At 53.6% G+C, this 24071-nt stretch carries 24 protein-coding genes; 13 read left to right on the plus strand and 11 right to left on the minus strand.

Annotation, left to right across the window (positions count from 1 at the left end; genetic code table 11):
- Window positions 1–95 precede the first annotated feature (95 nt).
- Both COMA1_RS22030 and COMA1_RS13105 read right to left on the minus strand, forming a co-directional pair.
- Entirely contained in the window at window positions 96–275 is a 180-nt protein-coding gene (locus COMA1_RS22030) for a type II toxin-antitoxin system HicA family toxin (protein WP_090749244.1), read from the minus strand.
- Window positions 272–463: a hypothetical protein gene (locus COMA1_RS13105; protein WP_090749247.1), complete on the minus strand. Its 192-nt coding sequence runs from the start codon at window positions 461–463 to the stop codon at window positions 272–274. The genes COMA1_RS22030 and COMA1_RS13105 overlap by 4 nt, the downstream gene beginning before the upstream one ends.
- A 138-nt stretch (window positions 464–601) precedes the next feature.
- Between COMA1_RS13105 and COMA1_RS13110 the strand changes: the two genes are divergently transcribed.
- Complete coding sequence (locus tag COMA1_RS13110; RefSeq protein ID WP_090749249.1) at window positions 602–838, plus strand: HigA family addiction module antitoxin; 237 nt, start codon at window positions 602–604, stop codon at window positions 836–838.
- A 558-nt stretch (window positions 839–1396) separates the two neighbouring features.
- Here COMA1_RS13110 and COMA1_RS13115 read toward each other — a convergent pair.
- The 3 genes from COMA1_RS13115 to COMA1_RS13125 all read right to left on the minus strand — a co-directional run bounded on the left by COMA1_RS13115 (window position 1397) and on the right by COMA1_RS13125 (window position 4006).
- Window positions 1397–2005, minus strand: coding sequence for a GIY-YIG nuclease family protein (locus tag COMA1_RS13115; RefSeq protein ID WP_090749251.1), 609 nt, complete (start codon window positions 2003–2005; stop codon window positions 1397–1399).
- Window positions 2006–2503: 498 nt separating this feature from the next.
- Window positions 2504–2980: a glutathione peroxidase gene (locus COMA1_RS13120; RefSeq protein WP_090749772.1), complete on the minus strand. Its 477-nt coding sequence runs from the start codon at window positions 2978–2980 to the stop codon at window positions 2504–2506.
- Between the two features lie 27 nt (window positions 2981–3007).
- Window positions 3008–4006: a methyltransferase domain-containing protein gene (locus COMA1_RS13125; RefSeq protein WP_090749253.1), complete on the minus strand. Its 999-nt coding sequence runs from the start codon at window positions 4004–4006 to the stop codon at window positions 3008–3010.
- A gap of 270 nt (window positions 4007–4276) precedes the next feature.
- Between COMA1_RS13125 and COMA1_RS13130 the strand changes: the two genes are divergently transcribed.
- The 10 genes from COMA1_RS13130 (at window position 4277) to COMA1_RS22210 (ending at window position 11438) form a co-directional block, all read left to right on the plus strand.
- Complete coding sequence (locus COMA1_RS13130) at window positions 4277–5269, plus strand: PilZ domain-containing protein (protein WP_090749254.1); 993 nt, start codon at window positions 4277–4279, stop codon at window positions 5267–5269.
- Between the two features lie 336 nt (window positions 5270–5605).
- The gene (locus tag COMA1_RS13135; RefSeq protein WP_090749256.1) at window positions 5606–5818 is read left to right on the plus strand and encodes a hypothetical protein; all 213 of its coding nucleotides are present in this window, start codon (window positions 5606–5608) and stop codon (window positions 5816–5818) included.
- A gap of 92 nt (window positions 5819–5910) precedes the next feature.
- Window positions 5911–6411 carry a surface-adhesin E family protein gene (locus tag COMA1_RS13140; RefSeq protein ID WP_141654340.1) on the plus strand — a complete coding sequence of 167 codons (501 nt, stop codon included), beginning with the start codon at window positions 5911–5913 and terminating at the stop codon, window positions 6409–6411.
- A gap of 488 nt (window positions 6412–6899) precedes the next feature.
- Window positions 6900–7145, plus strand: a complete 246-nt coding sequence (locus COMA1_RS13145; protein ID WP_090749260.1) for a hypothetical protein — start codon at window positions 6900–6902, stop codon at window positions 7143–7145.
- Between the two features lie 289 nt (window positions 7146–7434).
- Window positions 7435–7896, plus strand: a complete 462-nt coding sequence (locus COMA1_RS13150; RefSeq protein ID WP_218055381.1) for a tetratricopeptide repeat protein — start codon at window positions 7435–7437, stop codon at window positions 7894–7896.
- Between the two features lie 171 nt (window positions 7897–8067).
- Complete coding sequence (locus tag COMA1_RS13155; protein WP_141654341.1) at window positions 8068–8535, plus strand: CreA family protein; 468 nt, start codon at window positions 8068–8070, stop codon at window positions 8533–8535.
- Between the two features lie 497 nt (window positions 8536–9032).
- Complete coding sequence (locus COMA1_RS13160) at window positions 9033–9446, plus strand: hypothetical protein (RefSeq protein ID WP_090749264.1); 414 nt, start codon at window positions 9033–9035, stop codon at window positions 9444–9446.
- A gap of 75 nt (window positions 9447–9521) precedes the next feature.
- Window positions 9522–10130 carry a hypothetical protein gene (locus COMA1_RS13165; RefSeq protein WP_090749266.1) on the plus strand — a complete coding sequence of 203 codons (609 nt, stop codon included), beginning with the start codon at window positions 9522–9524 and terminating at the stop codon, window positions 10128–10130.
- 190 nt (window positions 10131–10320) lie between these two features.
- On the plus strand, window positions 10321–10845 hold the full coding sequence (locus tag COMA1_RS13170) for a hypothetical protein (protein WP_090749268.1): 525 nt from the start codon (window positions 10321–10323) through the stop codon (window positions 10843–10845).
- Between the two features lie 194 nt (window positions 10846–11039).
- Window positions 11040–11438 carry a PilZ domain-containing protein gene (locus COMA1_RS22210; protein ID WP_090749269.1) on the plus strand — a complete coding sequence of 133 codons (399 nt, stop codon included), beginning with the start codon at window positions 11040–11042 and terminating at the stop codon, window positions 11436–11438.
- A gap of 1109 nt (window positions 11439–12547) precedes the next feature.
- Here COMA1_RS22210 and COMA1_RS13185 read toward each other — a convergent pair.
- Complete coding sequence (locus tag COMA1_RS13185) at window positions 12548–13612, minus strand: sigma-54 interaction domain-containing protein (RefSeq protein WP_141654342.1); 1065 nt, start codon at window positions 13610–13612, stop codon at window positions 12548–12550.
- A 942-nt stretch (window positions 13613–14554) separates the two neighbouring features.
- Between COMA1_RS13185 and COMA1_RS13190 the strand changes: the two genes are divergently transcribed.
- On the plus strand, window positions 14555–15328 hold the full coding sequence (locus COMA1_RS13190; RefSeq protein ID WP_090749275.1) for a TerC family protein: 774 nt from the start codon (window positions 14555–14557) through the stop codon (window positions 15326–15328).
- A gap of 24 nt (window positions 15329–15352) precedes the next feature.
- Here COMA1_RS13190 and COMA1_RS13195 read toward each other — a convergent pair whose 3' ends face one another.
- From COMA1_RS13195 to COMA1_RS13205, 3 genes are read right to left on the minus strand one after another with little or no spacing between them, the layout of a single operon-like run.
- Window positions 15353–16798: an MFS transporter gene (locus tag COMA1_RS13195; RefSeq protein ID WP_090749277.1), complete on the minus strand. Its 1446-nt coding sequence runs from the start codon at window positions 16796–16798 to the stop codon at window positions 15353–15355.
- A gap of 46 nt (window positions 16799–16844) precedes the next feature.
- Window positions 16845–18311: a glucose-6-phosphate dehydrogenase gene (gene zwf / locus COMA1_RS13200; RefSeq protein ID WP_090749279.1), complete on the minus strand. Its 1467-nt coding sequence runs from the start codon at window positions 18309–18311 to the stop codon at window positions 16845–16847.
- A gap of 38 nt (window positions 18312–18349) precedes the next feature.
- Window positions 18350–18547, minus strand: coding sequence for a hypothetical protein (locus tag COMA1_RS13205; protein ID WP_090749281.1), 198 nt, complete (start codon window positions 18545–18547; stop codon window positions 18350–18352).
- Between the two features lie 93 nt (window positions 18548–18640).
- On the opposite strand from COMA1_RS13205, the gene hrpB reads away from it, so the two are divergent.
- Window positions 18641–21169 carry an ATP-dependent helicase HrpB gene (hrpB, locus tag COMA1_RS13210; protein ID WP_090749283.1) on the plus strand — a complete coding sequence of 843 codons (2529 nt, stop codon included), beginning with the start codon at window positions 18641–18643 and terminating at the stop codon, window positions 21167–21169.
- Here the strand turns inward: hrpB and COMA1_RS13215 are convergent.
- The gene (locus COMA1_RS13215) at window positions 21166–21471 is read right to left on the minus strand and encodes a YkvA family protein (protein WP_090749285.1); all 306 of its coding nucleotides are present in this window, start codon (window positions 21469–21471) and stop codon (window positions 21166–21168) included. The two genes, hrpB and COMA1_RS13215, sit on opposite strands and share 4 nt — an antisense overlap.
- Window positions 21472–21881: 410 nt before the next feature.
- Window positions 21882–23873, minus strand: coding sequence for an OPT family oligopeptide transporter (locus COMA1_RS13220; protein WP_090749287.1), 1992 nt, complete (start codon window positions 23871–23873; stop codon window positions 21882–21884).
- Window positions 23874–24071: the final 198 nt, after the last annotated feature.

Raw genomic sequence — 24071 nt, forward strand, 5'->3', positions numbered from 1 at the left:
ACAGAAATAGTCAGAAAGCCAATGGGTTATAGCAGAAACGTATTCTACGGGGGAGCAAGATTGAGATGCAAGGGCGGAGAGTGAACGGAAGAATATCAGGAATTGCTCATGATCTTGAGAATACGCTTTGCAAGATGCTCATTAATCTCCGAGTGGCGGGGAACAGGCTGGGAAACTTTGGTGGTGGGATTGTGATACCAATCGTGATTCCCACCATGGCGAACAAGCACGCAACCACTTGCTTCGAGCTGTCGAATGAGATCTTTACGTTTCACCGGAGAGTCAGCTCAGCGAGCTTCCGAACTCCAGGAATTTCGCCGCTCGTAAGGTCGCGGTACAGATCGCCAAGCTGGGCTTGCAGGTCTTCCAGTGACTCCCCTTGGGTCCAGTAATCGGGGTACTCTTGCAAATAGCCGAGCCAGTGGTTCTGGTCCTGCCAATAGATATATTTGATCGATTCCATAGGCGGTATTATAGCTGGACCCGGAAGGCTTGAAAAGCGGACAGAGAAATCCTCGAGGGGGATTCTAGACCTAAAAATGAGAAACCCTTACAATACGGTTGTCATTCGGCTAGTTGACTCCGTCATCCGAGCTACCCAATGCGCATGAAAAACCCACCCCACCCTGGTCTGTCCGTCCGACATGATTGTTTGGAACCACTCGACTTCTCCATTACCGAAGGGGCCAAGGTACTCGGTGTTACGCGGCAGGCCTTGAATAATCTGGTCAGTAGCAAGGCAGCCATTTCAGCTGAAATGGCGATTCGGCTGGAAAAGGCCTTTGGCGGTGGGGCCAAAACCTTGCTCCGGATGCAAGCCGCCTACGTTCTGGCGTAGGCAGAAGAACGGGCTGGGGAGATCAAGGTCAGGCGTGTCACTGACGTGTCAGCACCAGCATAATACCTGTAGATCTGATGGATTTTGAAATTGCAGGTGACTACTGGAAAGGTTGGCAAAAAGAACTCCCCGCATGTGAACTGCATGACCATACAAGAAACAAGATCTGACCCCATACATTACACACGAGCGTGACCAGCCGAGCGTGGGCATCGCCACAGATCCCTTGCAGGCGGCTGCGGGCACGGAATCCGGGGAAGGAGAACAAGGCGGCGAGTATCCGAGTCTGTTTCATGCGTCCTCCAGAACAACGGCCGCCAGGAGTCTGCCACAGATCTCGGACAGGATTCGAGGTCGCACCAACTAGGCCAACTCTCAAGCTGGATACGAGGTTGGAGCGGCACACCCGCGCTCATTTGCCCACTTCAATCTGCGGAGAGCCAAAATATATTTTGATTCATAACGGCCGACATCTTGCCGCAGCGAAAAGAGAGGTTAGAAGACAGCGAAGGAGGCTTGACGTCCTGAGAGGACAAGGAAATCGTTCAATCTGAATTCCTAGGAAGTTTGCGGTTCCGATGTCTTAGGTAGAAGCAAGTTGAGTTTTTGCTCCCTATTGATCGGACGTAGCGAAAATGTACTAAGTATTTCAGTTGTGGCTTCAACGGCAATTGTGGGCTTCATGCCAACACCGCATAAAAACAACAGTATCTCTGGACTTAATCGAAACCATTCCCCATGAAGACGATCTCCGGCATATTTCTCATGAAAACGTTTTTCATCCTCGCGTGTTCCCGCTAGAGCTCCAAGGAACCGCACGCTGCCACCATTCAGCTTGTGAATGGCTTTGAGACGAGTTGCAAGCTGCTTTGTGTAGCCAATCTTCACCGGTCCGCCTGTCCCAGACTGGATAAAATATAAACATTCTCCGAATTCTATCGGTGGCATCGTTTGAAAGATGAGCGTTGGTTTTTCACTGGGAATTGGCATACCAAGGCTATTTAGCGTCTTCATTTTGGTGTAGATCTCTGTGGCAAGCTCTTTGGATCCCAATGGGCCAAATCTCCTGTATTTCCCGCCGATCATACATCGGACGTACCACATTGTTACCCCGTTGCTCCAGGTACGCGAATAGAGACCTCGGTCTTTTTTTGATTTTCCGCTCATCAGTTGCTCATAAGGGGCATAGTGAGGCCGAACGGGATTCTATCATACGAGATAGTAACTAATGGCTCGAAGTTCATTATGGAAGCAATTTTGATAAAAAGTTGGTTGATAGTATCTACATCTTTATTTTCGATCCAATCATGCATTGCAAATCGCTGCTTTACAATGCCAAATTCTAAAATCAGCCTTCTAAGCTGAGGGTCACATGCAGAATAAAATTAGGGTCAGATCTTGTATCGTGCATGACACAGAACCAGGCATAGCTGTCCTGACTCGCCCAACCCACTATACATTTCTTGCCCCGCCCACTCACCCTGTCGTTCGAATCAAGACATCGCCTCATTCCCTACGCCGACTTTGTGATGGCTCGGCTCGCCATCACGCTATTCGGAACCAAAAGTTCGTTGTTCTATTGCACGTTAAACACGAAGGAATATAACTGGGACATTCTGAATGTCCAGGCAAATAAAGACTTCGCTTATCGACGACCCCAGCCGTCTAGAGCTTCGTGGCCAGATCGGCTTGAATCGTCTCCGGCTTATCACTCGGCGCATAGCGTTTCAGGACCGTGCCGTCGGGACCGACGAGGAATTTGGTGAAGTTCCATTTGATCGCCTCGGTTCCGAGAATCCCTGGCTTCTCTGATTTCAGATATTGGTAGAGCGGGTGTGCGTTCGCACCGTTGACGTCGATCTTGGCGAACATCGGAAAGGTGACACTGAAGTTCTTGGAGCAGAATTGCTCTATCTCTGCCTCGCCGCTCGGCTCCTGCTGTCCAAACTGGTTACAGGGGAACCCGAGCACCACGAAACCCCGCTCTTTGAATGTTTCGTAGAGCGCCTGGAGTCCCTCATACTGCGGCGTGAAGCCGCACTGGCTCGCGACATTCACGATGAGCAAGGTCTTGCCGCGGTAGACCTCCATCTTTTGCGGCGTGCCGTCAATCGTGACGAGGTCGATATCGTAGAGACTCATAGATCCCATCTCACGGCGTCTCCATGTTCATGACCGTACAAGCCTGTCATCCGTCTGCGCGGACAACCGCTCACGCGTCGAGACCGTGGCATGCACGGCCCGAAACATGCCAAAGCGACACAGCCCGGCCCCAAATGCCAGACGCATCAAGAGAATCGTAGGCACTTCTCGTAAGGACTTGATCAACCCGGTCATGCCGAACCGAACAATCCCTGCTGGACGGATGACGCCCTGCCAGATTGAATCGAGCCATGAAGGTAAGGTTTCAGCCGTCCAATCCGCGGTGGTGACTGTACCCGCCACCAGTCCCGTTGCCTCCAGTAATTCTGAAAACTCTTCAATGCTCGAAAAGGCCGGATGAGACCACTGATCCAGCAGTTGCCGCATCACCGGCTTTTCCCACCAATTGAGCGGAACCTGGCGATCGTCCCGCTGATTCCAATCGGCCACAACCAGAATGCCACCCGGTTTCAGCACGCGCATGAGCTCTCGAGCAAATTGTGCTTTATCCGGCATGTGCGGTCCTGCCTCGACCGACCAGACCACATCAAAACTGGCATCGGGGAACGACAGTGCCAGCGCATCATCGACCTGAAAGTGCGCAGTCACGTCCGGGGAGGTCAGTTCCTGAGCCCGTCTGACTTGCTGAGGGCTGATGGTGACTCCGGTCACCGCAAAGCCATACTCCCGCGCCAGCATGCGACTGCTGCCGCCGATGCCGCAACCCACATCTAACACCGTTGTACCGGACGGAAGCTTGTCTAACCCACCCCACCGCACCATTTCATGCACAAAGTCTGACTTGGCTTGGAGAAAATCTTTTTTCCGGGGTGGAGAGCCGTAGTGTCCCAAATGGATATGTTCGCCCCAGTAGAACTCGAGAATGCCGTCATTCGTCCAGTCGTCATAGGAAGTGGCGACAGAATCGGCCGACTGATATTTGCGAGGCACTCGCACATACAGCACGACGCCGATCAGCAGGACGAGCAGAAGTAGGAGAATCGTCACGAGAAATATGTTCATCATATCGAAGATCTCATGACCGTGATGTCGTTATCATCTGATGACCGATATCAAGAAGCGTGGCGCAGGGTAGACTCGAAAAAGTTCCCAAGTCAAGTTACCGAAGACTCCGCCTGCCACAGAACCTCCCGCTCCTTCATTCCGCCCCAAGGGCTGTTGCCGAGCGACAGACCTGCGAGAGATAATGTGCCCCTGAACAAAGACTACACATGGGATCAATCAGGCTAAAAGAACAAGCCCCCACTCCCCTATCTATCTCTGCGGGAGAAAGGGATGGGTCCCTTTAATGGAAAGGTGGAAAGTCGATCAGTCATGAATCTCAATAATGTAGAGGAACAGCGAACTGAACCCCGCGTTGCTGTGCAATTGCACGCCTTAGTATCGGGCTCGGTGGAGTCGGAAGGGATGGGCACTATTCTCGATCTCTCACGGAACGGGTGCCGACTGGAAAGCCCGCTCCTCATGTTGCCTGGCCTTTCGGTAGAACTGCGGATCGCGGTCCCCGGCTTCGAGTGGGCGCTGATGATTGATGGAGCCGATGTGCAGTGGGCAGACGAGGACCGCGCCGGGCTGGCGTTTGTTCGCATCAGAGAGACGGAACGACAGCGATTGAGCGAGCTCGTGACGGCTCGACTCGAGAAAGGCGCTGATACGGGCGACGACGCCCAGGGTGAGCTGATCCCACTTGAGTTCCAAGGGCTGGACGCGGTGCTGTCACAAGATCCGGACCTTGCCATCAGAAAGGGACTCACATGGTTCGCGCAAGACCGGACGGAATTTCGTTTTCGCGGGGGAAGTCTGCTCAGCAGAGCGTTTCCCACATGCACGCCCGAGTTTGCGACCGCACTCAGCCAGTTGGTGAAGACCGGCGGAGATCGGGAGGCAGATTTCTCTCTGGCGCTTCTCCAGAACTATCTCGGGTCGACATCCTCTGACGGCGTCTTAAAAGAGATGGTATCACGCTTTTCCCACGATGATCGCACAATGGAAGGCGTTCGGGCCATCATCAATAGCACTCGCCTGACCTCAAGCTCCGGTGAATTCGCATTGGCGGAAGCCTGGCGTGTCAAGAAAGAGTCACTGACGTACTGGCTAACGGATGAACGTCAAGCGATCACATCGTTCGCCGAACAGCACATTGCGGAGCTCGATCGAATGATTGCGGCAGAGCGGCATCGTGTGGAGGCTGAAAGGGAGCTGCGTGAGAGGAGCCGACATGAGGACGAGTCCGGTCATGATCATGGTTACAGACCGAAACCCTTTTAATGGGGGAAACCCATGTAGAGATAATTGACCTGCATACAGTCAGCTCTTCGAGTCAGACCGAGCGAGCTGTACAATGCGCAGATTGCACGCCGACAGGTTGTGCAGCTATCCTGTCCCCAATCAACTGACGCGCTGTGGCCTGCTTGACCCAACAGCCACTCCGCACGTAGCATGTCCGTAGACGTTTCAGCCACGTCGACCGTGTGATCGCTCGCGGTCCCTCTTCTCTCCTCACGCGACTGATATCACGGTTTTCGCCGCTCCAACGCCACAGATCATATTCAAGCCCATCTACTTGAATACTGACCAACCGACCCACCACAAGGGAGAACAGCCATGTCACTTCCGATGCCCATCACCGAGCAAATCCTAGAATCACTCCGCTCTACTCCGGAATGTGCTTTTGAGGACCTCGTGGCTCATCACCCTGAATTTAGTTGGAATGAGCTCTACATCGAAGTGAGTCGGTTGAGCCGTAATGGGCAGGTGGTCATCACCAGAGGGGTGGGGACCTTTACCATCAGGCAGGCAGCACTGTCGAAATCGTGATCGCCTATCTCACCCTCGAAATGAATGATGTCGATCAGAGGATCGCACGGCTCAGACACCTTTGTTAGAATATGTTGTCTGGCGAGGGATTTATGCCTAACCGTACCGCTATTGGCCCTTGCCTCTGTCTCTGCTTTCTCATCTTTTCGTCCTGTGGAGACCTTCAGTATCGGACCCACCAACCACAGGGATATGGCGAAATACCGCCTGGTGAAACCTGGGTCGCCATCGATCGCGCCTATCAATCAGTGTCGCGCGAAATAGTGTACTACGATCCTAAAACAATTTACCGACACGAAGAACGCGTCACACTGTGGCAGTTAATCGATTACAAGGTGATGCAAGGAAATGCGCCGTTTGGGACGTTCATGATGAGCCCACACCGGTTTTTCTCGACGAAAACGCATAAGGAATTGGATTGCACACACAAGACGGTTCGGCTATTGGCCTCTTCTGAATTCTCTCAGCATATGGGCACTGGACCTCACAATGCGGTATTGGTTAGCCAAGATCATGGACAACCCCTAGAACCAGGGAGTATCAATCAAGCGCTCTGGGAAGTGGCCTGTGGGGCGGCCACAACCCCCAAGTAAGCGTCCAGCACCGAAGTGCTATCTAGCACTGTGTTAACAAACCCAAGAACGAGCTTGGAAATGGAGCTCTGCCTGACGTCACGAACATCTGGAAAATACTGCACAGGCTGTTCAGAAAGGCCATCCAGCAAAGCGGCAGCGAGCGAAGAGGCGAATCGTACTCTCTGCCGCACGTTGAGCCTCTGAGCGAGACGAGAACGCCGATGGTGGCCTTTATCAACAGCCCGTTAGTAATTGTCGAATTGATTCTGCTGGCAGTGCTTCTCTTGGGACGCCACATCCAAGCCCAACCCATGTAAGCGACAACGTCTATGACGTGGTGCTGTCTACCCTGCTCTCGCACAACGTATCGCAATTTTAGTCGATCAAATCGCATCCGGTAAATTTCATCTATTTGATGCGCGCTTGCACCACGAATTGGACATGAGCCATATTCCAGGGCTATCTATGCGGGTGCTGAAGACTTCTTGTTAGATCGGCTGACCGGTATGGCCAAACATGTCCCGATAGCCGTCTCTTGTTCAGTGAGGTATCGTAGTGAGCGCATTGCCGAATACCTGCGCCGGCAAGATGATACGAGTGTGGTCAATGTCTTTGGTAGAATCTTTGAACGGGTGAATACCGAACATCCGGCCGTCACCGGCCATGTGACCGAAACAGACAAGATCCATGCGTATTCACCTGTAGGGCTTTGTGGCTCAACCGTGGAGAACGAGTCGATCAATAGTGATTAGCATGGCGTGGAGTCCTTACGCCTTGAGGTATTCCCGTTCTTATGGGAAGGTTCGTTGGTCGACCAGTTGAACTTGTCATGCCTGCGCCTCAATGTCTGACCTTGCCTCGCAATTCTCCCCTTTTCAAATCCATAGACCAGCTAAATCACACAACGTACAATAAGGAGTTGTCCAGTTTCCGCCGAAGGTAGAAATATTACCTCTTTGAGAAACCGGCTATGGCGAAAGGATGATGTTGATGTGGCGTTGTGTTTTGACAGTGCTATTAGTTCTAGCCTGCATGTCAGGTATGACACCGGGTTCCGCTGTAGGAGCACAGTCCATTGAGGAGGCGGAATTTGCATATGAGCGTGGCGACTATACCCAAGCCGCCAGAATCTTCAGTCCACTGGCAGAACAAGGGATGGCGTCAGCCCAGTTCTACCTTGGCCTGATGCATGAAATGGGACGAGGCGTCCGGCAGGACCACTCTGTGGCGCAGTTGTGGTTTCGCAAGGCCGCCACGCAGGGTTATGCCGGCCCGCAGAATTACCTGGGGTTGATCTATGAACGAGGCCGCGGTGTCAGAAAAGACGTCGTTCGTGCGTTGATGTGGTACACAATTGCCGCGACCATGCTGAGTGGGGATGAGCAAAAAACCGCGATGAGTCGTCGAGACCATCTCACCTCACAAATGAACGCCTCGCAGATCGAGCAGGCGCAGGAAATGGTGCGCCGTTGTCAGCAGACCCACTTCAAAGACTGCGAATAAAATCGTGGAAGGGTTGCATCACCTATCCTGAGTTCGCCGATGAAGGTGCACTCGAATGATTCGCGCTATGCGCGTCGAAGCGAGTCTCACACAGTCGCCCTTGTGTTCGTGCCTACCACGAGTTATATGTGACATGTACATCAGGCCTAACAATGACAGGAGAATCAGCAGATGAGAACAAACATATTCCTAAGCACATTGCTCGGTTGTGCCATGGTCGTGTCGATCAGCTATGCAGAGGAAGTCGGCAGCGTCGATACTAAATTCAAAATGTTCGGACCCGATCACAAAATCGTGATTGAGGCGTTTGACGACCCTAAGATTGAAGGGGTCACCTGTTACCTGAGCCGATCCAAAAAGGGTGGCCTGAAAGGCATGGTCGGCTTGGCGGAGGAAACCTCGGACGCCGCATTGTCCTGTCGTCAGGTTGGTCCCATTCACCAGACCGGTGAGTTGAAAGAAGGAGAACGAGTCTTTAGCGAGAGTCGATCGCTGATTTTCAAGAAACTGCAAGTTGTTCGGTTTTTCGACAAGAAACGGCAGACCTATATCTATCTCGCCTATAGTGACCGCGTCATCGAGGGTTCACCACAAAATGCTATCTCCACCGTACCGATCCAACCCTGGGCCAGTCAATAAGCCTAGGAATCCACCGTCATGACGCAGTGAGCGGCAGAAAGGTCGCCGGGCTACGTCTTGATTCATTGTGGGTACTTGGAAAGATTTGCCTACTATGGAGTCACTCTCATCACGACGACTGGTCATCCTGCAACTTTGGCTTCATCTACCAATCGGATGAGCACTGGTCTATGCAGATGCTTGTCCTGACAGCCTCCTTCTCATTACTCTCACGATTGACAGGGACGAAATCTGATAGTTGGCTACCAACAGCCCTTGGAGAGAGGTCGGCCACGGTGGAGTCTTCCACCTTTTGACCAAAGTTGCTCGAATATCCTGGCGAAATCTGGGACAAGTTCCAACGTCATCACCGACAATCCATTCTTGACTATCCTATCCCAGGCCCGTTCCCAGAAAAACTTCTCGTTCTCCGCTCAGGTGGTACACTTATCTCACTCGATACCGAGTAATAAATATTGAGACAGAGATACTCGCTGTTTCCATTGGGAGCAAGTGGTATGGCCGCGCATGGATTCTTCAGAGCGATTCTGATGGTGATACTGATGACCGCTCCTGTCAGTGCGGAGACCTTCCGCTCGGATTCGAAACGCTTGAAGAATACCACCATGGACATCGTGATAACCGAGACGGAGCGTTCTGAGCGAACGTCGGTCGTACACATTCAAATCAAAGCCATCGGTTCGTCGGTAGGCGCTTCATTCTTCCTCTTATGCAGCGTGCGTGACTTGGCTCAACAGCGCGGCCACTACCGCTACATAGCCAAGGCGGAAGGACAACCCCACCCAAACCACATGCTGATCGGCTTCCTTAAGAGTGCAACCGATGAGCCTGAAGGGCTTGACTCGCGACTCATGGGGCAACAGGTGATAGACCTCGAACAGTTTGCACCGATCTGTGACAAAATGCAGTGACGCACACTGGAAACGGTCTTCCCTCGATCTCTCTCTCACCGTACAGACTACGCGCGTTTGTTATACTTTGTGCTTATGGTGCCACGACAGTTCATCACCTGGACGCTTCCGCCAACCTGTCTTCTTGCCATCATCCTCTTCCTGGCAGGCTGCAGTTCGAAACGTCCACCCGTCGGCGTTCACTTCCCGATCACCAATGGTTTTCATATTCGCTTGCCCACTGAGCAGCAGCGCATCCTGATCCTGGGAGAGCGTCCCCTGACCAGCGTGGCCGAAGAATGGCTTCAGTCTCACCATTACTCAGACATCATAGGCATTCCACAGAATGTCGGATCTGTATGGGATCTTGAAGCAGCCCTCACACTGGCAATGGAGCGGCAGGCTCAATTTGTGCTCATTCTTGAACGGGAGGAACTGAAGACTGGAGCACTGCTCGAGTCGCACTGCGGCGACCGCTTCAATATTAGCGTGACAGTGCGTGGTCTTTGGCTATCGAGCCGTGAAAGGGCATTTCGTGGCAGCGCCTATTACCCACATTGTGTTGAACATACTCACGAGGTCATACAGAGCCTGACCTGCCAAGCTCTTGCTACGGCCTGGGGCTATCGTCCATCCGGTCAGCTGGAGATTCCCTCATCACTGGCTTGTACAGCTGGGCAAATCACTCCTGCCTCGACTCCCTAATTTCATTCAGGATAAATCCAAACACCCTCACCCTACCGAGCAACGCTCTAAGGCCCCCATACCAAAGCACTAGCGTAATTGAAAGTATTTCTATTGCTTTCATCAATGGGCTGCGTGTAAGAGAGGTTCACCGTGACTGGTAAGTTTGGAGCCTGGTTATCTCCATGGATTCCTGCAATAAGGAGGGCTCATGACAGGGGGAACCAATAGGAGCATAGTGACAATCACGCTGGGACTCGTTCTGCTATTGACAGGGGTGGCACGGGCAGAGGACGGCCCTGGCGAGCTCCATAGCGTTCTCAAAGGCATGTTCCGGTTTAGTGCGGTCAAAACCTGCACGGAAGCTGTACTTGGCTCTATGGTCCATTTCTACTTCAGCGGGGCCATCGTCTATGACGGAAATGGTTCCGCGAAGCTGACTCAACAGGGTACGGTGGTCCTTCCCGGCTCGACTGCTACATCGTTCGAAGAAAGCGCTCAATTGACCTATGTCCTCAAGCCAAATGGGAGTTTTGTTCAACAGGGAACATTTATCGCAGTAGATCATTCCTATACCGTCACCGGTGCACGGATGATCGGACAGATCGATGCACAAGGTTCTCTCCTCATGCTCAATGGTCCCATCCCTGCTGAGCAGGAAACAGTAACCACCTCTGGAGGCAGTGTATCTCAGTATCTCTGTGGCGCTTCGGGGACAGCCGTCCGGATACGCTGAATGCTAGACCTGCCGAACTGATAGTCATCCCGGCTCGGCATGAAGTCTATCTGATGACAAGCAAGAGAATCGGCCGCTAATTTTGAGCCGCGGTTGAGAGACACCCTCTCTCCGCTTCCGCTGGCTTCGACTCCAACCCCACCCAATGTGGAATACCGGACTTCTGACAGCGTCGGGTACAATCCGTCCACCACATGGCCAACTTTTCTCATACTCGGACGTACGTGCGGTTCCCCTTCGATTCGCCGCTCATTCTTGGAGGGGAGTCCTTCGTGTGTGAAGGAATACTTCAAAACCTCTCTTTGCACGGTTGTTCACTCCTATCCGACCGTGAACTGGCACTGGGCAGCATGGCACGTATCAGCCTCCTCTTGCCTGATCAGCCGCGCGCAGTACCGATTGAGGTGGCCCGAGTCATCTGGACTCAGGGTACTGAGTGCGGGTTGGAGTTTATAGAACTATCGCTGCAGTCGCGGTTACGTCTTGGTCGCACCCTACGAGTTGCGCTGATTGATTCCCTGAACGCTCGAACCCTGCGTAATTGTGTGCAATCTGCATATAGATCTCCCGCCGTTGCTTCCATCGACTTCTGATTTCACGTTCAGATGATAGGACCCCAAAGACAAAACGCTACGAAACGTTCTACGTTTGAATATCGTAACGACAGAAATTGACCCCACTCAGCACAAGGGTCACATATAGGACTGTGCTTTCTGAAAATGTGAACCGGGAGGACCAGTGAATAAGGGCTCAGTGGGAGTCAGATCGAATGGTGACCGATCATGGCTGCATGTTCTTACAGGCAATAAAGGCAGAGATGACTATGGTCTTCTCAATCGCAGTTAAGCCAGAGATGCGAGAGGTAATCAGTTGAAACTCCGACAAGGTCATATGCCGTTGCCGTCTGATCCAATGTACCAACGGCTTCCAGAGAGGATTAAAGTTCTGAAACCACCATCCAGGCGCCAACCCATCCATTGAATATCTGGCCGACATTCGTACGGTCTTGGCCTGAACGAGTGTAGCTGAAGCTTTTGATATTTCTTCATTCTCGTGGGGGTAGGACAACAATCTTGGATGAATCATATAAAAAAGACCGCAGATCTTTTATCGCCTCAAGTTATCCACTGATTCCACAAACCGGTCTATCACCATCCCTCATAAGCCGCCGATTTTCATAAAGCAAATCAAGTGCCATAATACTAATATTTACTTTTACTAATAATTTTGAACAATGTGATGTTATTGTCTGGTAGAGAGTGACTGATTTCACACACAGTGTATTATTTTCGGACACACGATTGATTCATAAACACACCCCAATACGCATCTTAACCTGAACCGCACTCCCATTTTACTCACGTTTCAGAATGTGTCAGGTGAACTGTTTTCTGTGTAGCCTCCAATCCCACTCACGAGAAGTGTTCTATCTTGGAACAGTATTTCATTCCATCTCATATGATTTCATTTGCATAGTGATGTGGAATAGTAGGTCTCATCCACAGTAGCTACAGATATTCTGCTTATGCCATCTACATATAGTGTACCGATCGAGCAAGGCGAGCGTCTCACCTATGAAACACTTGTTCAATCTTTATTGATGGATTGCTCAGCCTTGTGGAGACCGAAGGGGGTAGGCCAGATTGTTGAGCCGATGAGTTGAACCGCGTGCATGATTCAAGAAAACTATTTCCGAAGTTCACTAGGGAACTTGAGAGACTGGCTCAAGCGAGACTCCGATTGAAGATTCATTCATCACCACGGAACTATTCTCACCTGGACTTGAGTGCCCACGCGACTTGCGCCTCGTTTTTGCCGTCACCGTAGACGGTGTGAGCATAGGGGAAATTTTTTCAAGTCCATACTGTTTCAGTTTTCGATAGAGCGTCGAGCGGCTCACCTGGAGATCACGAGCAATCCGACTCATGTTTCCGCGATGGAGCGTGAGTGCCTTGACGAGTAATTCGGTCTCAATTCTCTGGTGGGCCGCTCGTAGTGAGTCCAATGAATCCGTGGCAGGCAGGTCTTCGCCGGCCAGATCAAGATCCTGACGAGTGATCTCCTGCCCTTCGCTCATGACAACGGCCCGTCGGACTCGATTACTTAATTCCCGCACATTCCCCGGCCAAGGATGCGTACGGAGTGCATCGATGGCCTGAGCTGAAAATCCACGGATCAGCTTGTGCGTCGTTGCGGCTGCCTGCTGGAGAAACACCATAGCCATCAGCAATGTATCTTCCCCTCGTTCTCGAAGCGGCGGAAGATGAATATGCAAGACTCCCAGCCGATAATACAGATCTTCCCGAAATCGATTGTGGCCTATCGCGGCTTTGAGATCGACATTTGTCGCTGCAATCACTCGCGTATCGACATGAAGGGTCTCCTGTCCCCCCACCCGCTCAAAGGTTCCCTCCTGGAGAAATCTCAGCAGTTTGACCTGTAAGGAAGGAAGAAGATCACCGACTTCATCTAGAAACAAGGTTCCGCCGTCTGCAGCTTCCAGCTTACCCTTTTTTTGATGTACCGCTCCGGTAAAGGCTCCTCGTTCGTGGCCGAACAGTTCGGACTCCAGCAAGGTTTCAGGAATAGCCGCACAATTAATCGGCACAAAGGGGCCTTGCTTCCGAACGCTTCGAGCATGAATGGCCTGTGCCGTGAGCTCCTTACCTGTGCCGGTTTCCCCGGTCAGCAGGACCGGCATCTCAGTCACCGCAACTTTTGAGATCTTATCGAATACTCCACAAATGGCCGGACTCGAACCAACCATATCGTCCACCGCTCACCCCTCTCTTCCCGAAGGTCTTGGGATACTATCGGATACGTCCGCTCTCACGCCTCATGCTCAGTTCTGTCACGATGTGTACTATAGATACATCGCTCCCATTCGACTCACCTGCGCACCTAACTCCGGCCGGACCATATCGAGTATCACACTCGCAGATGATGCCAAGAAACTTTCATCCTGGTGCTCATTCCAATCAGAAACTGACGCGAGTCATCTGATTCTGAGAACAGAGCCTCACAGGACAGACCACCGCTTCAACCAGAACACCTCTTCCTTATAAAAGCGTGGACTTCAAGTCGTCCTGTCCCTGGAATCGAAAGCAGTGTTTATCGACATAAGTGATAACCTCATGACGGGGCTATCTATTTGAAAACGTACCAGGCCCGAAAGGCCTCACTCGACATACGGACAATAATCCTCACTCAATCTTTGAATGTCGAATGAGCAACCGCCTCTGCTCAGTACAACTACGACATTCGGCTCTACCTTATAGCACAATTACGCATAACGGCTCCAGTCAGGAAATGTGTATGGCTTGCGCTTTCCTCAGCATCTGAAGCCGATTCACAATGACGATCGTACATTGCAACACAGAACATCAGGGTGTCTATCCGTCCTAGGGTACAGCGGTAGGACTTAATGGACCTACACCCATTTGAAGTCGTGTTTCATGTTGCTCTAGTTTCATACATGACCGCGAGTGGCTGAGAGACTCGTGGAAGGATTGAGATTGATGACCAGAACTGACTTCAGACTGTAGGTGGAGGGGTACCAAACCCCTTCACAATAGGTCTAGCCAACACGACAACGGCCACCCGATCAACTATGCTAATCTCACACGTTCTTGATCGGTCAATGCCCCTTGGCTAGTACGATCAGTGAGTATCCGTTTTCCCACAGATCCATCGCGTTTTGGAGGATGAGATGTTCGACTGGCTGACGAATCCTGAAATGTGGATTGCATTGGGAACCCTTGCGGCGCTTGAGATTGTGCTCGGCATCGACAACATCATTTTCATCTCGGTGCTCGTCGCTCGGCTCCCCAAACACCAGCGTGACCTCGCTCGCCGGCTGGGATTGGGGCTGGCGATGTTGGCACGGCTGGGACTTCTCTTCTCGATTTCGCTCGTGATGGGGCTGACGGCACCGTTGTTCACTGTCTTGAATCAAGCGATCTCCGGCCGTGACGTTATTCTGATCGTCGGCGGCCTTTTTCTCCTCGCCAAGGCCACACATGAGATCCACAATAGTCTGGAAGGAGAGACCGAACAAGCGGACACATCCGTTCCGGTCAGTCTGGGCATGATGCTTCTACAGATCGCCATCTTAGACCTTGTGTTCTCCTTGGATTCAGTCATCACCGCCGTTGGACTGGTGAACGAGATATCAGTCATGGCGACGGCCATCATCCTGTCCGTCCTTGTCATGATGTTTGCGGCTCGCCCCATCGGTGATTTTGTCGATACCCATCCGACGATCAAAATCTTGGCTCTGTCGTTCCTTATTTTGGTCGGAGTGACCTTGATGGTTGAGGGTTTTGATGTGCACGTTCCCAAAGGCTATATCTACTTTGCGATGGCATTTTCAGTCGCGGTGGAGATGATCAACCTACGGATCCGTGCGCGCCATAGACCACCGGTGAAGCTACACCATCGATATTCAGACAAGCAGCAACAGGCATTGAAAGAGGACGGCTGATACCGGAGTACGTCTCTTACACCTTCATACGGAACCGGGAGTCCTCACCGAGAGTGGCGGCGCGATCTGCTCGAGCGGTTGTCCCTCCGCCTTTACACCAAGCCACAACTCGATCACCGCCCCGAGCAGCATCATGGCCCCCCCGAGCAGATAACCGTAGAAGACGCTGGTTGCTGACGTTTCAATCATGATTCCATAGAGCCACGGCGCCGCAATGCCGGCTCCTTGCGCCACAATGAAGAAAAAGGCGATCGCCATCGCGCGGATTTCCATCGGAAACACTTCACTCACCGTCAAATAGGCGGCACTGGCGCCGGCCGAGGCAAAAAAGAAAATCGATGACCAGATCAGCATGTGTGTCGACAGGGACAAAGAGCCCAACCAGAATAGATAGCCCGTCAAGCCCAATAGGAGACCGGATGTCCCGTAGGTCAGGCTGATCATCGGCTTACGACCGACCGTATCAAAGTATCGTCCCAAGATGAGCGGCCCCAAGAAATTCCCGAGGGCGAACGGCAAGATATAGAAACCGATGCGGTTGTCGACAACACCGTAGTACTTGGTGAGTACCATGGGATAGGTAAATGAGACCGCGTTGTACATGAACGATTGCGTCACCATCAGTCCGATCCCGAGGGCGGTTCGTCGAGGATATGACCGGAAGAGTTCCCGAGCCACGGTCAACATTGTTGTGTGAGGGCGAGGATGGATAGTCAGATGGCCATCGGGTTCTGCGAGTGTCGTTCCGTGATATTGTGATATCTGCCGCTCAATCTCCGACACAACGGCTTCTGCATCGCGCACACGACCGTGAGTCATCAGCCACCGCGGGCTTTCAGGAATCACACGCCGGACGATGATGATCGCCACTCCCAGCACTGCACCGAATACAAAACACAGCCGCCAGCCAATGGTTTCCGGAAAGATTTCCGGATTGAGCAAGAGAATCGTCAGCAATCCACCCGCCGCCGAACCAAGCCACCAGGTGCCGTTGATGGTCAGATCCGTCTGGCCACGATAGCGTGCCGGAATCAGTTCATCGATCGCTGAGTTGATGGCGACATATTCCCCACCGATGCCGGCTCCGGTCAAGAATCTGAAAAACATGAAACTAAAAAGATTCCACGAAAAAGCCGTCAGCACCGTCGCAATCAAGTACAGCGCCAAGGTGATCATGAACCACTTTTTCCGTCCCTGCCGATCGGTGAGATATGAAAATAGCAGTGCCCCACAGACCGAGCCTGCCAAATAAGCAGATGCGGTGAGTCCGACTTGTGCGTGAGTCAGTTGAAGGGTTTCCGAATGGGTCAGGATCGGACCCAAAGCTGCCACGATGGATACTTCAAGTCCATCAAGCAGCCAGGTCACTCCGAGTGCCCCGACGATCAGCCAATGCCAACGCGACCAGGGCAACCGATCCAGCCGTTGCGGGATACTTGTCGTCAGCGGGTGACCAAGATCGGCAGGCATTCACCATCGTAGCATGACAGCACGGAGAATACTTACCAACGACGTGCTACCAACCCAATTGCCAGCTCTGACCATCTCGTTCCACGAGGACGTCGGCCTCTTTGGGTCCCCAAGAACCAGCCGTATAAGAATGCACCGTTCGAGGCCCCGACAAAATCGGGTCGTAGAGCCGCCACGCCGTTTCCGTAAAGTCCGCAGTGACGAATAGCGTCTGATCGCCGATCATGATGTCCCGCAACAACGTCTCATACGCCTCCGGCAGATCGCCGCCGAACGCCTGACCGTAGTCGAACCTCAGCGCCCGATCGCTGAACCTGAACGGCCGTCCGGGAGTTTTTACGGAGAAGCAGAGAGAAAATCCTTCGCTCGGTTGCAGCGTGATCAGCAACCGGTTGGGGTTCAGACTGCCCGGCTCCAATGAGCGAAAGACTTGAATAGGGGCCGAACGGAAGGTGACCGCTACTTGCGTAATCTTGCGGGGGAGCCGCTTGCCGGTTCTCAGAAAAAACGGCACACCTCTCCAACGCCAATTGTGAATGTCTAACTTTAAGGCTACGTACGTCTCGGTTCTCGAATCGGAAGGCACCCCTCGCTCTTCAAGATAGCCGGGAATCCTCTGGCCGGCGATATCCCAGCCCCTGTATTGTCCGAAGACCACGTCCTCAGGTCGGATCGGTGAAATCGAACGCAGAACTTTCAGTTTCTCAGCTTGAATCTCGGAAGCCTCGAACGACGTCGGCACTTCCATACCCACAACAGTCAGAAGTTGCATCAAATGATTCTGTACCATGTCGCGCAACGCGCCGGATTCTTGATAATACGCCCCGCGATGTTCGACACCGAGATCTTCGGCAACGGTGATTTCGATACTCTCCACCGTATCGCGATTCCACAGCGATTCAAAAATGGGGTTCGCAAAGCGAAACGCCAACAGATTTTGTACGGTCTCTTTGCCCAAGTAATGGTCGATACGATAGATCTGAGATTCCTCTAAATAGCGATGCAATAACGTATTGAGCGTGCGAGCCGAGTGAAACTCATGACCGAACGGCTTTTCAAAGACCACTCGCACCCACCCATGGCTCTTGAGTAAGCCGGCTTGATGCAGCAGCTCTAGGGTTGCAGGCACTATCGTCGGGGGAAGTGCTAGATAAAAGATTCTGTTCTGAGGCAGGTTCCTTGCCACTTCGAGGTGCGCGATAAACTTGGCCAAGGCTTCGTAGTCCGCAACTCCGCCTTCTCGTACGGTGTGATAGTGCACATGCTCGTCGCACCAGTGGCGAAGATCGGTCGCGTTGCGAGCCCCGGAGCTGGTCAGCCCCTCATAGGCCCATAACCGGAAGGCTTCTTCACTGAGCTCCGGTAATGCCGCACCGACGATGAGAGTGTTCTGTCGTTCCAGTTCGCCGTAGGTGCGCAAGTGAAAGAGTGCGGGTAGGAGTTTCCTCCTGGTGAGATCGCCTGTGGCTCCCAGAATAATGAATAGATGCGGCTCAACGGTTCGTTCCTTCATAGATCTCACACTTTGATGAGGGTCAGCGCACCCTCGCACTAATCCTCAGGGTCTTCGATCGGGCCAGCCCATTCACCCTTGGCCAGCGTGACCTCTTGAAATCCACCGTCCGGCCATTGAAACTCCCCTGCCTGATCGACAAGTACGATAAACGGGTCAGCTTCGTGAGCAAGCCCACGGAACCAGTACCATCCTGGCCTTGTCGGCGTCGTCTGGCTCCAGCGATAAGGTGACATTGAAATATCCTCAGGTTTTGAACGGGTTTGTCATTTCTCCCCGTCTTCATAGTCTGGTACAGTACCCACCTTGAGGCCTGACCCTATCACGTCATGTCGACACTTCCAATAGAAGATGTCGTGCCGTCCCTCCGGGACGCACTGGCAGCCGAACCGAACGCCGTCCTAACCGCTCCTCCTGGTTCAGGGAAGACCACGCGCGTCCCGCTTGCCCTCTTGGATGAGCCCTGGTTGTCGAACAAGAAGCTCTTAATCCTTGAACCTCGGCGGCTTGCTGCACGAGGCGCCGCTCACCATATGGCTGCGCTCCTCCACGAACAGGTTGGGAACACCGTCGGCTACCGGATGCGGTTTGAGACAAGAGTCGGACCAACGACGAGAATCGAAGTCGTCACTGAAGGAGTCCTTACACGGTTGCTTCAACGGGATCCCTCACTGAATGAGTACGGCATCGTGGTGTTCGACGAATTCCATGAGCGGAGCTTGCAAGCGGATGCGGGACTCACGCTCTGCCTAGAAACACAACGGATCTTTCGTCGAGACCTTCGCATGCTCGTGATGTCCGCCACCTTGGATTGTGGTCCGGTACGCGAACTGTTAGGTCGTGCGTCGGCAGTCACCTGCGAAGGCCGAATGTTCCCTGTCGAGACCCGATACCTTCATGAGCCAGTGGTAGGACGGCTTGACCTTGCCGTAGCGCAAGTCATTCGACAATCCCTCGCGAAAGATGCCGGCAGCCTCTTGGTTTTTCTTCCCGGTATGGCCGAGATCCGGCGGCTTGAGCGTATGCTCGTGGATGCGAAGCTGGGTTCTTCTGTAGTGATCGCCCCGCTGCACGGTGATCTTCCTCAGTCCATGCAAGATTTGGCCATTCGTCCTGCTGATCCCGGCAAGCGAAAGGTGGTATTGGCAACTTCTATTGCCGAGACCAGTCTGACGATCGATGGCGTGCATGTGGTCATCGATGCGGGTCGGCTTCGTATTCCGCGATTCGACCCACGCTCCGGCCTGACTCGACTGGAGACCGTTCGCGTGACACAAGACTCCGCTGATCAGCGGCGCGGCCGTGCCGGACGACTCGCGCCAGGCATCTGCTACCGATTGTGGACGCTAAAGGAGCAATCGACCTTCACCGCGCATCGCCAACCGGAAATTCTCGAAGCCGATCTGACCTCGCTCATGCTCGATCTCGCGCAATGGGGTACGTACGAGCCGACAGAACTGTCCTGGCTGACCTCCCCACCATCGGGGTCCATCGCGCAAGCCAAGGCATTGCTGATACAACTCGGTGCGTTTTCGTCCGACGGGCGTCTCACCAATCACGGACGTGACATGGCCGAACTGGCCCTGCATCCCCGCCTTGCACACATGTTGCTCAAAGCCAATCCGCTTCAGCTCATGGATCAGGCCTGCGCCGTGGCAGCGCTCTTGAGTGAACGTGACATTCTGGATGGGCCACCGGAATCGCATACCGCTGATCTCCGTGTCAGACTCGATATCATACGAGGGCCAACCGGTTCACTCGGGGTCTCCGTGAGGCGTGGAACGGTGGAACGAGTCGTGAGAACGGCAGATGTCTGGAGACGACAATTTGGCCGTGACAAAGACGGAAACGTACACTCGACGTCCGACCATTCACAAGCGGCAGGATTGCTGCTTGCATTAGCCTATCCCGATCGGATCGCACAACGCTTGCCGAGTGAAGAAGCACGGTACCGGCTCGTCAACGGTCAAGGAGCTCAATTCATAAAACCAGATCCGCTGGCCAAGGAGCCTTTCCTCGTTGTGGCCGATGTGGAGGGTGGAGGCCAATGGGCCAAAATCAACCTGGCCGCGCCTCTTACCGGACAGGAAATCGAATCCTTATACGGCGACCACGTCATGACTGAGGAGTCAGTCATCTGGGATGCTCGGGCCGGGGCGGTTCGAGCAGCGCGTCGCCGTCGGCTTGGAGCGGTTGTGCTTCTAGAAGAGGGGCTTTCAAATCCGGATCCTCAGCTCGTCACAACTGCCCTTCTGCAAGGGGTCTATGAGGCTGGACTGCAGGCGCTCCACTTTACGCCGGAACTCACACAATGGCGGACTCGTATTGCCTGGCTGAAACAGCTTGAAGGGTCCGATTCGAAATGGCCGGACCTCTCGGAAGAAACGCTTTTGCAGACATTGGAGACGTGGCTCGGTCCATTTGTGTCCGGCATGACCACCCTCAACGCCGTAAGCAGGCTGGACCTCGGTGCCCCATTGCATGCCCTGCTCACATACGAACAGCACACACGTCTCGATCAAATGGCTCCGACACATATTACGGTGCCGAGTGGTTCCCGGCTCCGCCTCGACTACAGCCCGTCCGATCCCCCAGTGCTCGCAGTCCGGCTACAAGAGATGTTCGGCTGTCAGCAGACACCCCGAGTGGCCGGTGGAAACGTACCGGTGATGCTGCATCTCCTCTCGCCGGCCAAGCGACCGATGCAAGTCACACAAGATTTGGGTGGTTTCTGGAAGCGCACGTACCAAGACGTGCGCAAGGATCTGCGTGGTCGGTATCCCAAACACCACTGGCCTGAGGATCCGCTGAGTGCCCTACCAACGGCCAAAGTGAAACGGCGAAGTGACGCTGGTTAGACTCCGTTGCGATTCTGCTCCCACACACGAAACGCCGATAGATCCTGTGCGAGACTATGGAGCAGCAGCGCCAGTATCGCGGCATCATCGATGAGTCCGATTCCTGGAATAAAATCCGGTATCGCATCCACAGGACTCAGGACATAGAGGATCGACACGGCAATTGATGCGATCGTACGCAAGGACAATCCCCTGTAGCTGCCTTGCTTCCACGCTTTGAGCAAGCGAACCAATAACGGAAGGTCGGCCCATAAATGGCCGATTGTGCGGAGCATTTCGAGAAACCGAGTGGAGATCTTCATCCTTCCCTCCCTACGAGTACATCAGCACCGACGCGATAGCCACATGGAGCATACCAAAGCCTCCTCTACTTTAGGAAGTGCTGTTCAACCAGACGAAGGACCCAATTCCCGCATCGTACGGTGAAATGCTCGCAATGCCGTCGGAATGCCGTCTGGATCATTCAGAATACGGCTTCCGACGACAAAGGCAACATCAGACACTAAGCCCCTTCGTAGTTCTGGCAGCTTTTCTGGTCCAATTCGCCCGCCGACAGCCGGCATTGCTGGGTTGAGCGATCCCCATGATTCCCGACAGCGCTGTGCGACTGAAAGACAGTCTCGTTGCGACAGAGAGTAGATGAACTATCGCCCATGACGGGATCTTCTCCGTTTCATTCCACTGACGAAGATACGTTGGTAACAGAAGTCCCTCAGTACCTCCCAGTAGCGACCGCACCTCGATACAGCAGCGTGCCGACCAGAACCATCATCGCCAAGCCGGGCCACCCGCCGAGTTGTGGAGTAGTGAAGAGCTCGAACGGATCAGCTCCAAGGCCAGGCCATATCGCACTCAGCGCAATCGGCAAGGCCAACAGAATTCCCATCAACGCCTCACCGGTAATTAACCCGGCTGCAAACAGCAATCCTCTCTGCGAAGGTTCATCTCTCTTCCCTGTCACCGCCCTCACCATTGCGGCAATCACCCCACCGACAAAGATCGCTGCTGAGAGTTTGAGTGGTAGATAAATCCCCAGCGCCACCGCGAGCACCGGGAATCGAAACTCACTGCCATGCCGTTCCTGCCGTCGATCCAACAGAATCACAAGTGTTCCGATGACCGCACCCAATCCGACGAGATGCCACGGCAGCCCTGCACCAAAGACGCTACGCGTGAGGCTGGCCATCAACGTCGCCTGCGGCGCATTCAATGGATGGGGATGGCTCGCCGTCGCTTCTCCAATCCCGTACTTTGCCTGAAGCAGCGAGAGAACCGGAACCAACACCAACGCACCGGTGACGACCCCGATCACCTGCATCACCTGTTGTTTCCACGGCGTCGCTCCGACCAGATGGCCCGTCTTCAAGTCTTGGAGATTGTCTCCGCCCATCGCTGCCGCACAGCAGACAACGGCGCCGATCACCAGTGCCGCGGCAGGCCCGGCTGGGTGCCCGACACCAAGGAAGAAGACGAGCAACAGGGTTGCCAGCATGATTGTGGCGATGGTGACTCCGGACACTGGATTGCTGGAACTTCCCACAAGCCCAGCCATATAAGCCGCCACCGAAGAAAAGAGAAACGCAGCAAGCGCCATGACCAGCGTCATGACACAACCGATCATAACATCGTTCACGACGGTCGTGTAAATCCAGGCCATCGGAATCAATGACATCCCCAAAGGCAACAGAATCCACATGAGCGGCGCATCCTGCTCCGTCCGCACCACGCGCCCCTTGGTTGTTGATGTTTTGCTTGCCCGATAGCTTTCCCGTAATGTTTGAATACTGCTCCAGACCGGCTCATGCAATTTCGTCAACGTCCACAATCCACCGGTCAGCATCGCGCCGATGCCGACGTACCGGATCTGTCCGCTCCAAATCGCGGTCGCGGCGTTCAGTCCTGACAGATCAGGCGGCAGCCCATTGAGGAATCCATAAGCTGGCAGCAAGATCACCCAACCAACCACACCGCCCAAGAACACAACGACCGATGTATGGAGACCGATGATAAAGCCCACTGCGAGTAGCGCGGGCGAAAGATTAAGTCCGGCATAAAGCACGGTACGCCCAACATGAGCCGCCCCTTCCAATGACTCTGTCCACAGACGCATACCGCTCTCGCCGAATTTCACAAGACCACCGAGGAACGCAGCCGCCAGTAGGGACCGAACATCTCCTGCTGCGCTACGCGTCCCTGTGGTACTCCGATCCGCAGCGGCTACCTTCAACACTTCTGCCGTCGCCACCCCCTCCGGGAAACGCAAGCGAGCGGTCACAATCAAGGCACGCCGTAGAGGAATCGTAAAGAGCACACCGAGGAGCCCGCCCACTCCCGCGATTAATGTCGTCTGCCAGTAGTCAAACTCCGACCAATAGCCGACCAATAGCAAGGCGGGGATCGTGAAGATCACACCGGCAGCCAACGCCTCGCCCGATGATGCCGCAGTCTGAACGATATTATTTTCGAGAATGTTCGAATGTCGGAACAGCCGCAGAATCGCCATGGAAACGACCGCAGCTGGGATCGAAGCAGAGACCGTCATTCCTGCAAAAAGTCCCAGGTAGGCATTGGCTGCAGCCAATACCGCAGCAAGGACGACCGACAGCACCACGGCTTTGACCGTAATCTCAGGAACCCTGACCGTGGCAGGGACGATGGGGGGAGGATCCTGTATGGCGGAATCAGCCGATGGTGCAGATGCCATGACGTTGTCGATCAGTTGAAGCCGAAGGGCTGCGAAGGTTCGCCGCCGATATCATGGCGACTTCAATCATCCCCCCCTTCAACACGTTCGGCACCTTCGTGACAACGAGATGATGAGCGGCAGCATGTCACACACATCTGACAGGACATGCGCCACGTCATCGCCCACTCTTGTTCGGCATCGACACCGGTGCCCCAT

Origin of the sequence: Candidatus Nitrospira nitrosa, from assembly GCF_001458735.1 — a bacterium.
Classification (GTDB): domain Bacteria; phylum Nitrospirota; class Nitrospiria; order Nitrospirales; family Nitrospiraceae; genus Nitrospira_D; species Nitrospira_D nitrosa.

What these genes read in the sequence shown, in the direction of transcription:
- COMA1_RS13105 (WP_090749247.1), bottom strand. Translation starts at nt 463, where the DNA reads ATGGAATCGATCAAATATATCTATTGGCAGGACCAGAACCACTGGCTC.
- COMA1_RS13110 (WP_090749249.1), top strand. Translation starts at nt 602, where the DNA reads ATGCGCATGAAAAACCCACCCCACCCTGGTCTGTCCGTCCGACATGAT.
- COMA1_RS13115 (WP_090749251.1), bottom strand. Translation starts at nt 2,005, where the DNA reads ATGAGCGGAAAATCAAAAAAAGACCGAGGTCTCTATTCGCGTACCTGG.
- COMA1_RS13120 (WP_090749772.1), bottom strand. Translation starts at nt 2,980, where the DNA reads ATGAGTCTCTACGATATCGACCTCGTCACGATTGACGGCACGCCGCAA.
- COMA1_RS13125 (WP_090749253.1), bottom strand. Translation starts at nt 4,006, where the DNA reads ATGATGAACATATTTCTCGTGACGATTCTCCTACTTCTGCTCGTCCTG.
- COMA1_RS13130 (WP_090749254.1), top strand. Translation starts at nt 4,277, where the DNA reads ATGGGTCCCTTTAATGGAAAGGTGGAAAGTCGATCAGTCATGAATCTC.
- COMA1_RS13135 (WP_090749256.1), top strand. Translation starts at nt 5,606, where the DNA reads ATGTCACTTCCGATGCCCATCACCGAGCAAATCCTAGAATCACTCCGC.
- COMA1_RS13140 (WP_141654340.1), top strand. Translation starts at nt 5,911, where the DNA reads ATGCCTAACCGTACCGCTATTGGCCCTTGCCTCTGTCTCTGCTTTCTC.
- COMA1_RS13145 (WP_090749260.1), top strand. Translation starts at nt 6,900, where the DNA reads ATGGCCAAACATGTCCCGATAGCCGTCTCTTGTTCAGTGAGGTATCGT.
- COMA1_RS13150 (WP_218055381.1), top strand. Translation starts at nt 7,435, where the DNA reads ATGACACCGGGTTCCGCTGTAGGAGCACAGTCCATTGAGGAGGCGGAA.
- COMA1_RS13155 (WP_141654341.1), top strand. Translation starts at nt 8,068, where the DNA reads ATGAGAACAAACATATTCCTAAGCACATTGCTCGGTTGTGCCATGGTC.
- COMA1_RS13160 (WP_090749264.1), top strand. Translation starts at nt 9,033, where the DNA reads ATGGCCGCGCATGGATTCTTCAGAGCGATTCTGATGGTGATACTGATG.
- COMA1_RS13165 (WP_090749266.1), top strand. Translation starts at nt 9,522, where the DNA reads ATGGTGCCACGACAGTTCATCACCTGGACGCTTCCGCCAACCTGTCTT.
- COMA1_RS13170 (WP_090749268.1), top strand. Translation starts at nt 10,321, where the DNA reads ATGACAGGGGGAACCAATAGGAGCATAGTGACAATCACGCTGGGACTC.
- COMA1_RS22210 (WP_090749269.1), top strand. Translation starts at nt 11,040, where the DNA reads ATGGCCAACTTTTCTCATACTCGGACGTACGTGCGGTTCCCCTTCGAT.
- COMA1_RS13185 (WP_141654342.1), bottom strand. Translation starts at nt 13,612, where the DNA reads ATGGTTGGTTCGAGTCCGGCCATTTGTGGAGTATTCGATAAGATCTCA.
- COMA1_RS13190 (WP_090749275.1), top strand. Translation starts at nt 14,555, where the DNA reads ATGTTCGACTGGCTGACGAATCCTGAAATGTGGATTGCATTGGGAACC.
- COMA1_RS13195 (WP_090749277.1), bottom strand. Translation starts at nt 16,798, where the DNA reads ATGCCTGCCGATCTTGGTCACCCGCTGACGACAAGTATCCCGCAACGG.
- zwf (WP_090749279.1), bottom strand. Translation starts at nt 18,311, where the DNA reads ATGAAGGAACGAACCGTTGAGCCGCATCTATTCATTATTCTGGGAGCC.
- COMA1_RS13205 (WP_090749281.1), bottom strand. Translation starts at nt 18,547, where the DNA reads ATGTCACCTTATCGCTGGAGCCAGACGACGCCGACAAGGCCAGGATGG.
- hrpB (WP_090749283.1), top strand. Translation starts at nt 18,641, where the DNA reads ATGTCGACACTTCCAATAGAAGATGTCGTGCCGTCCCTCCGGGACGCA.
- COMA1_RS13215 (WP_090749285.1), bottom strand. Translation starts at nt 21,471, where the DNA reads ATGAAGATCTCCACTCGGTTTCTCGAAATGCTCCGCACAATCGGCCAT.
- COMA1_RS13220 (WP_090749287.1), bottom strand. Translation starts at nt 23,873, where the DNA reads ATGGCATCTGCACCATCGGCTGATTCCGCCATACAGGATCCTCCCCCC.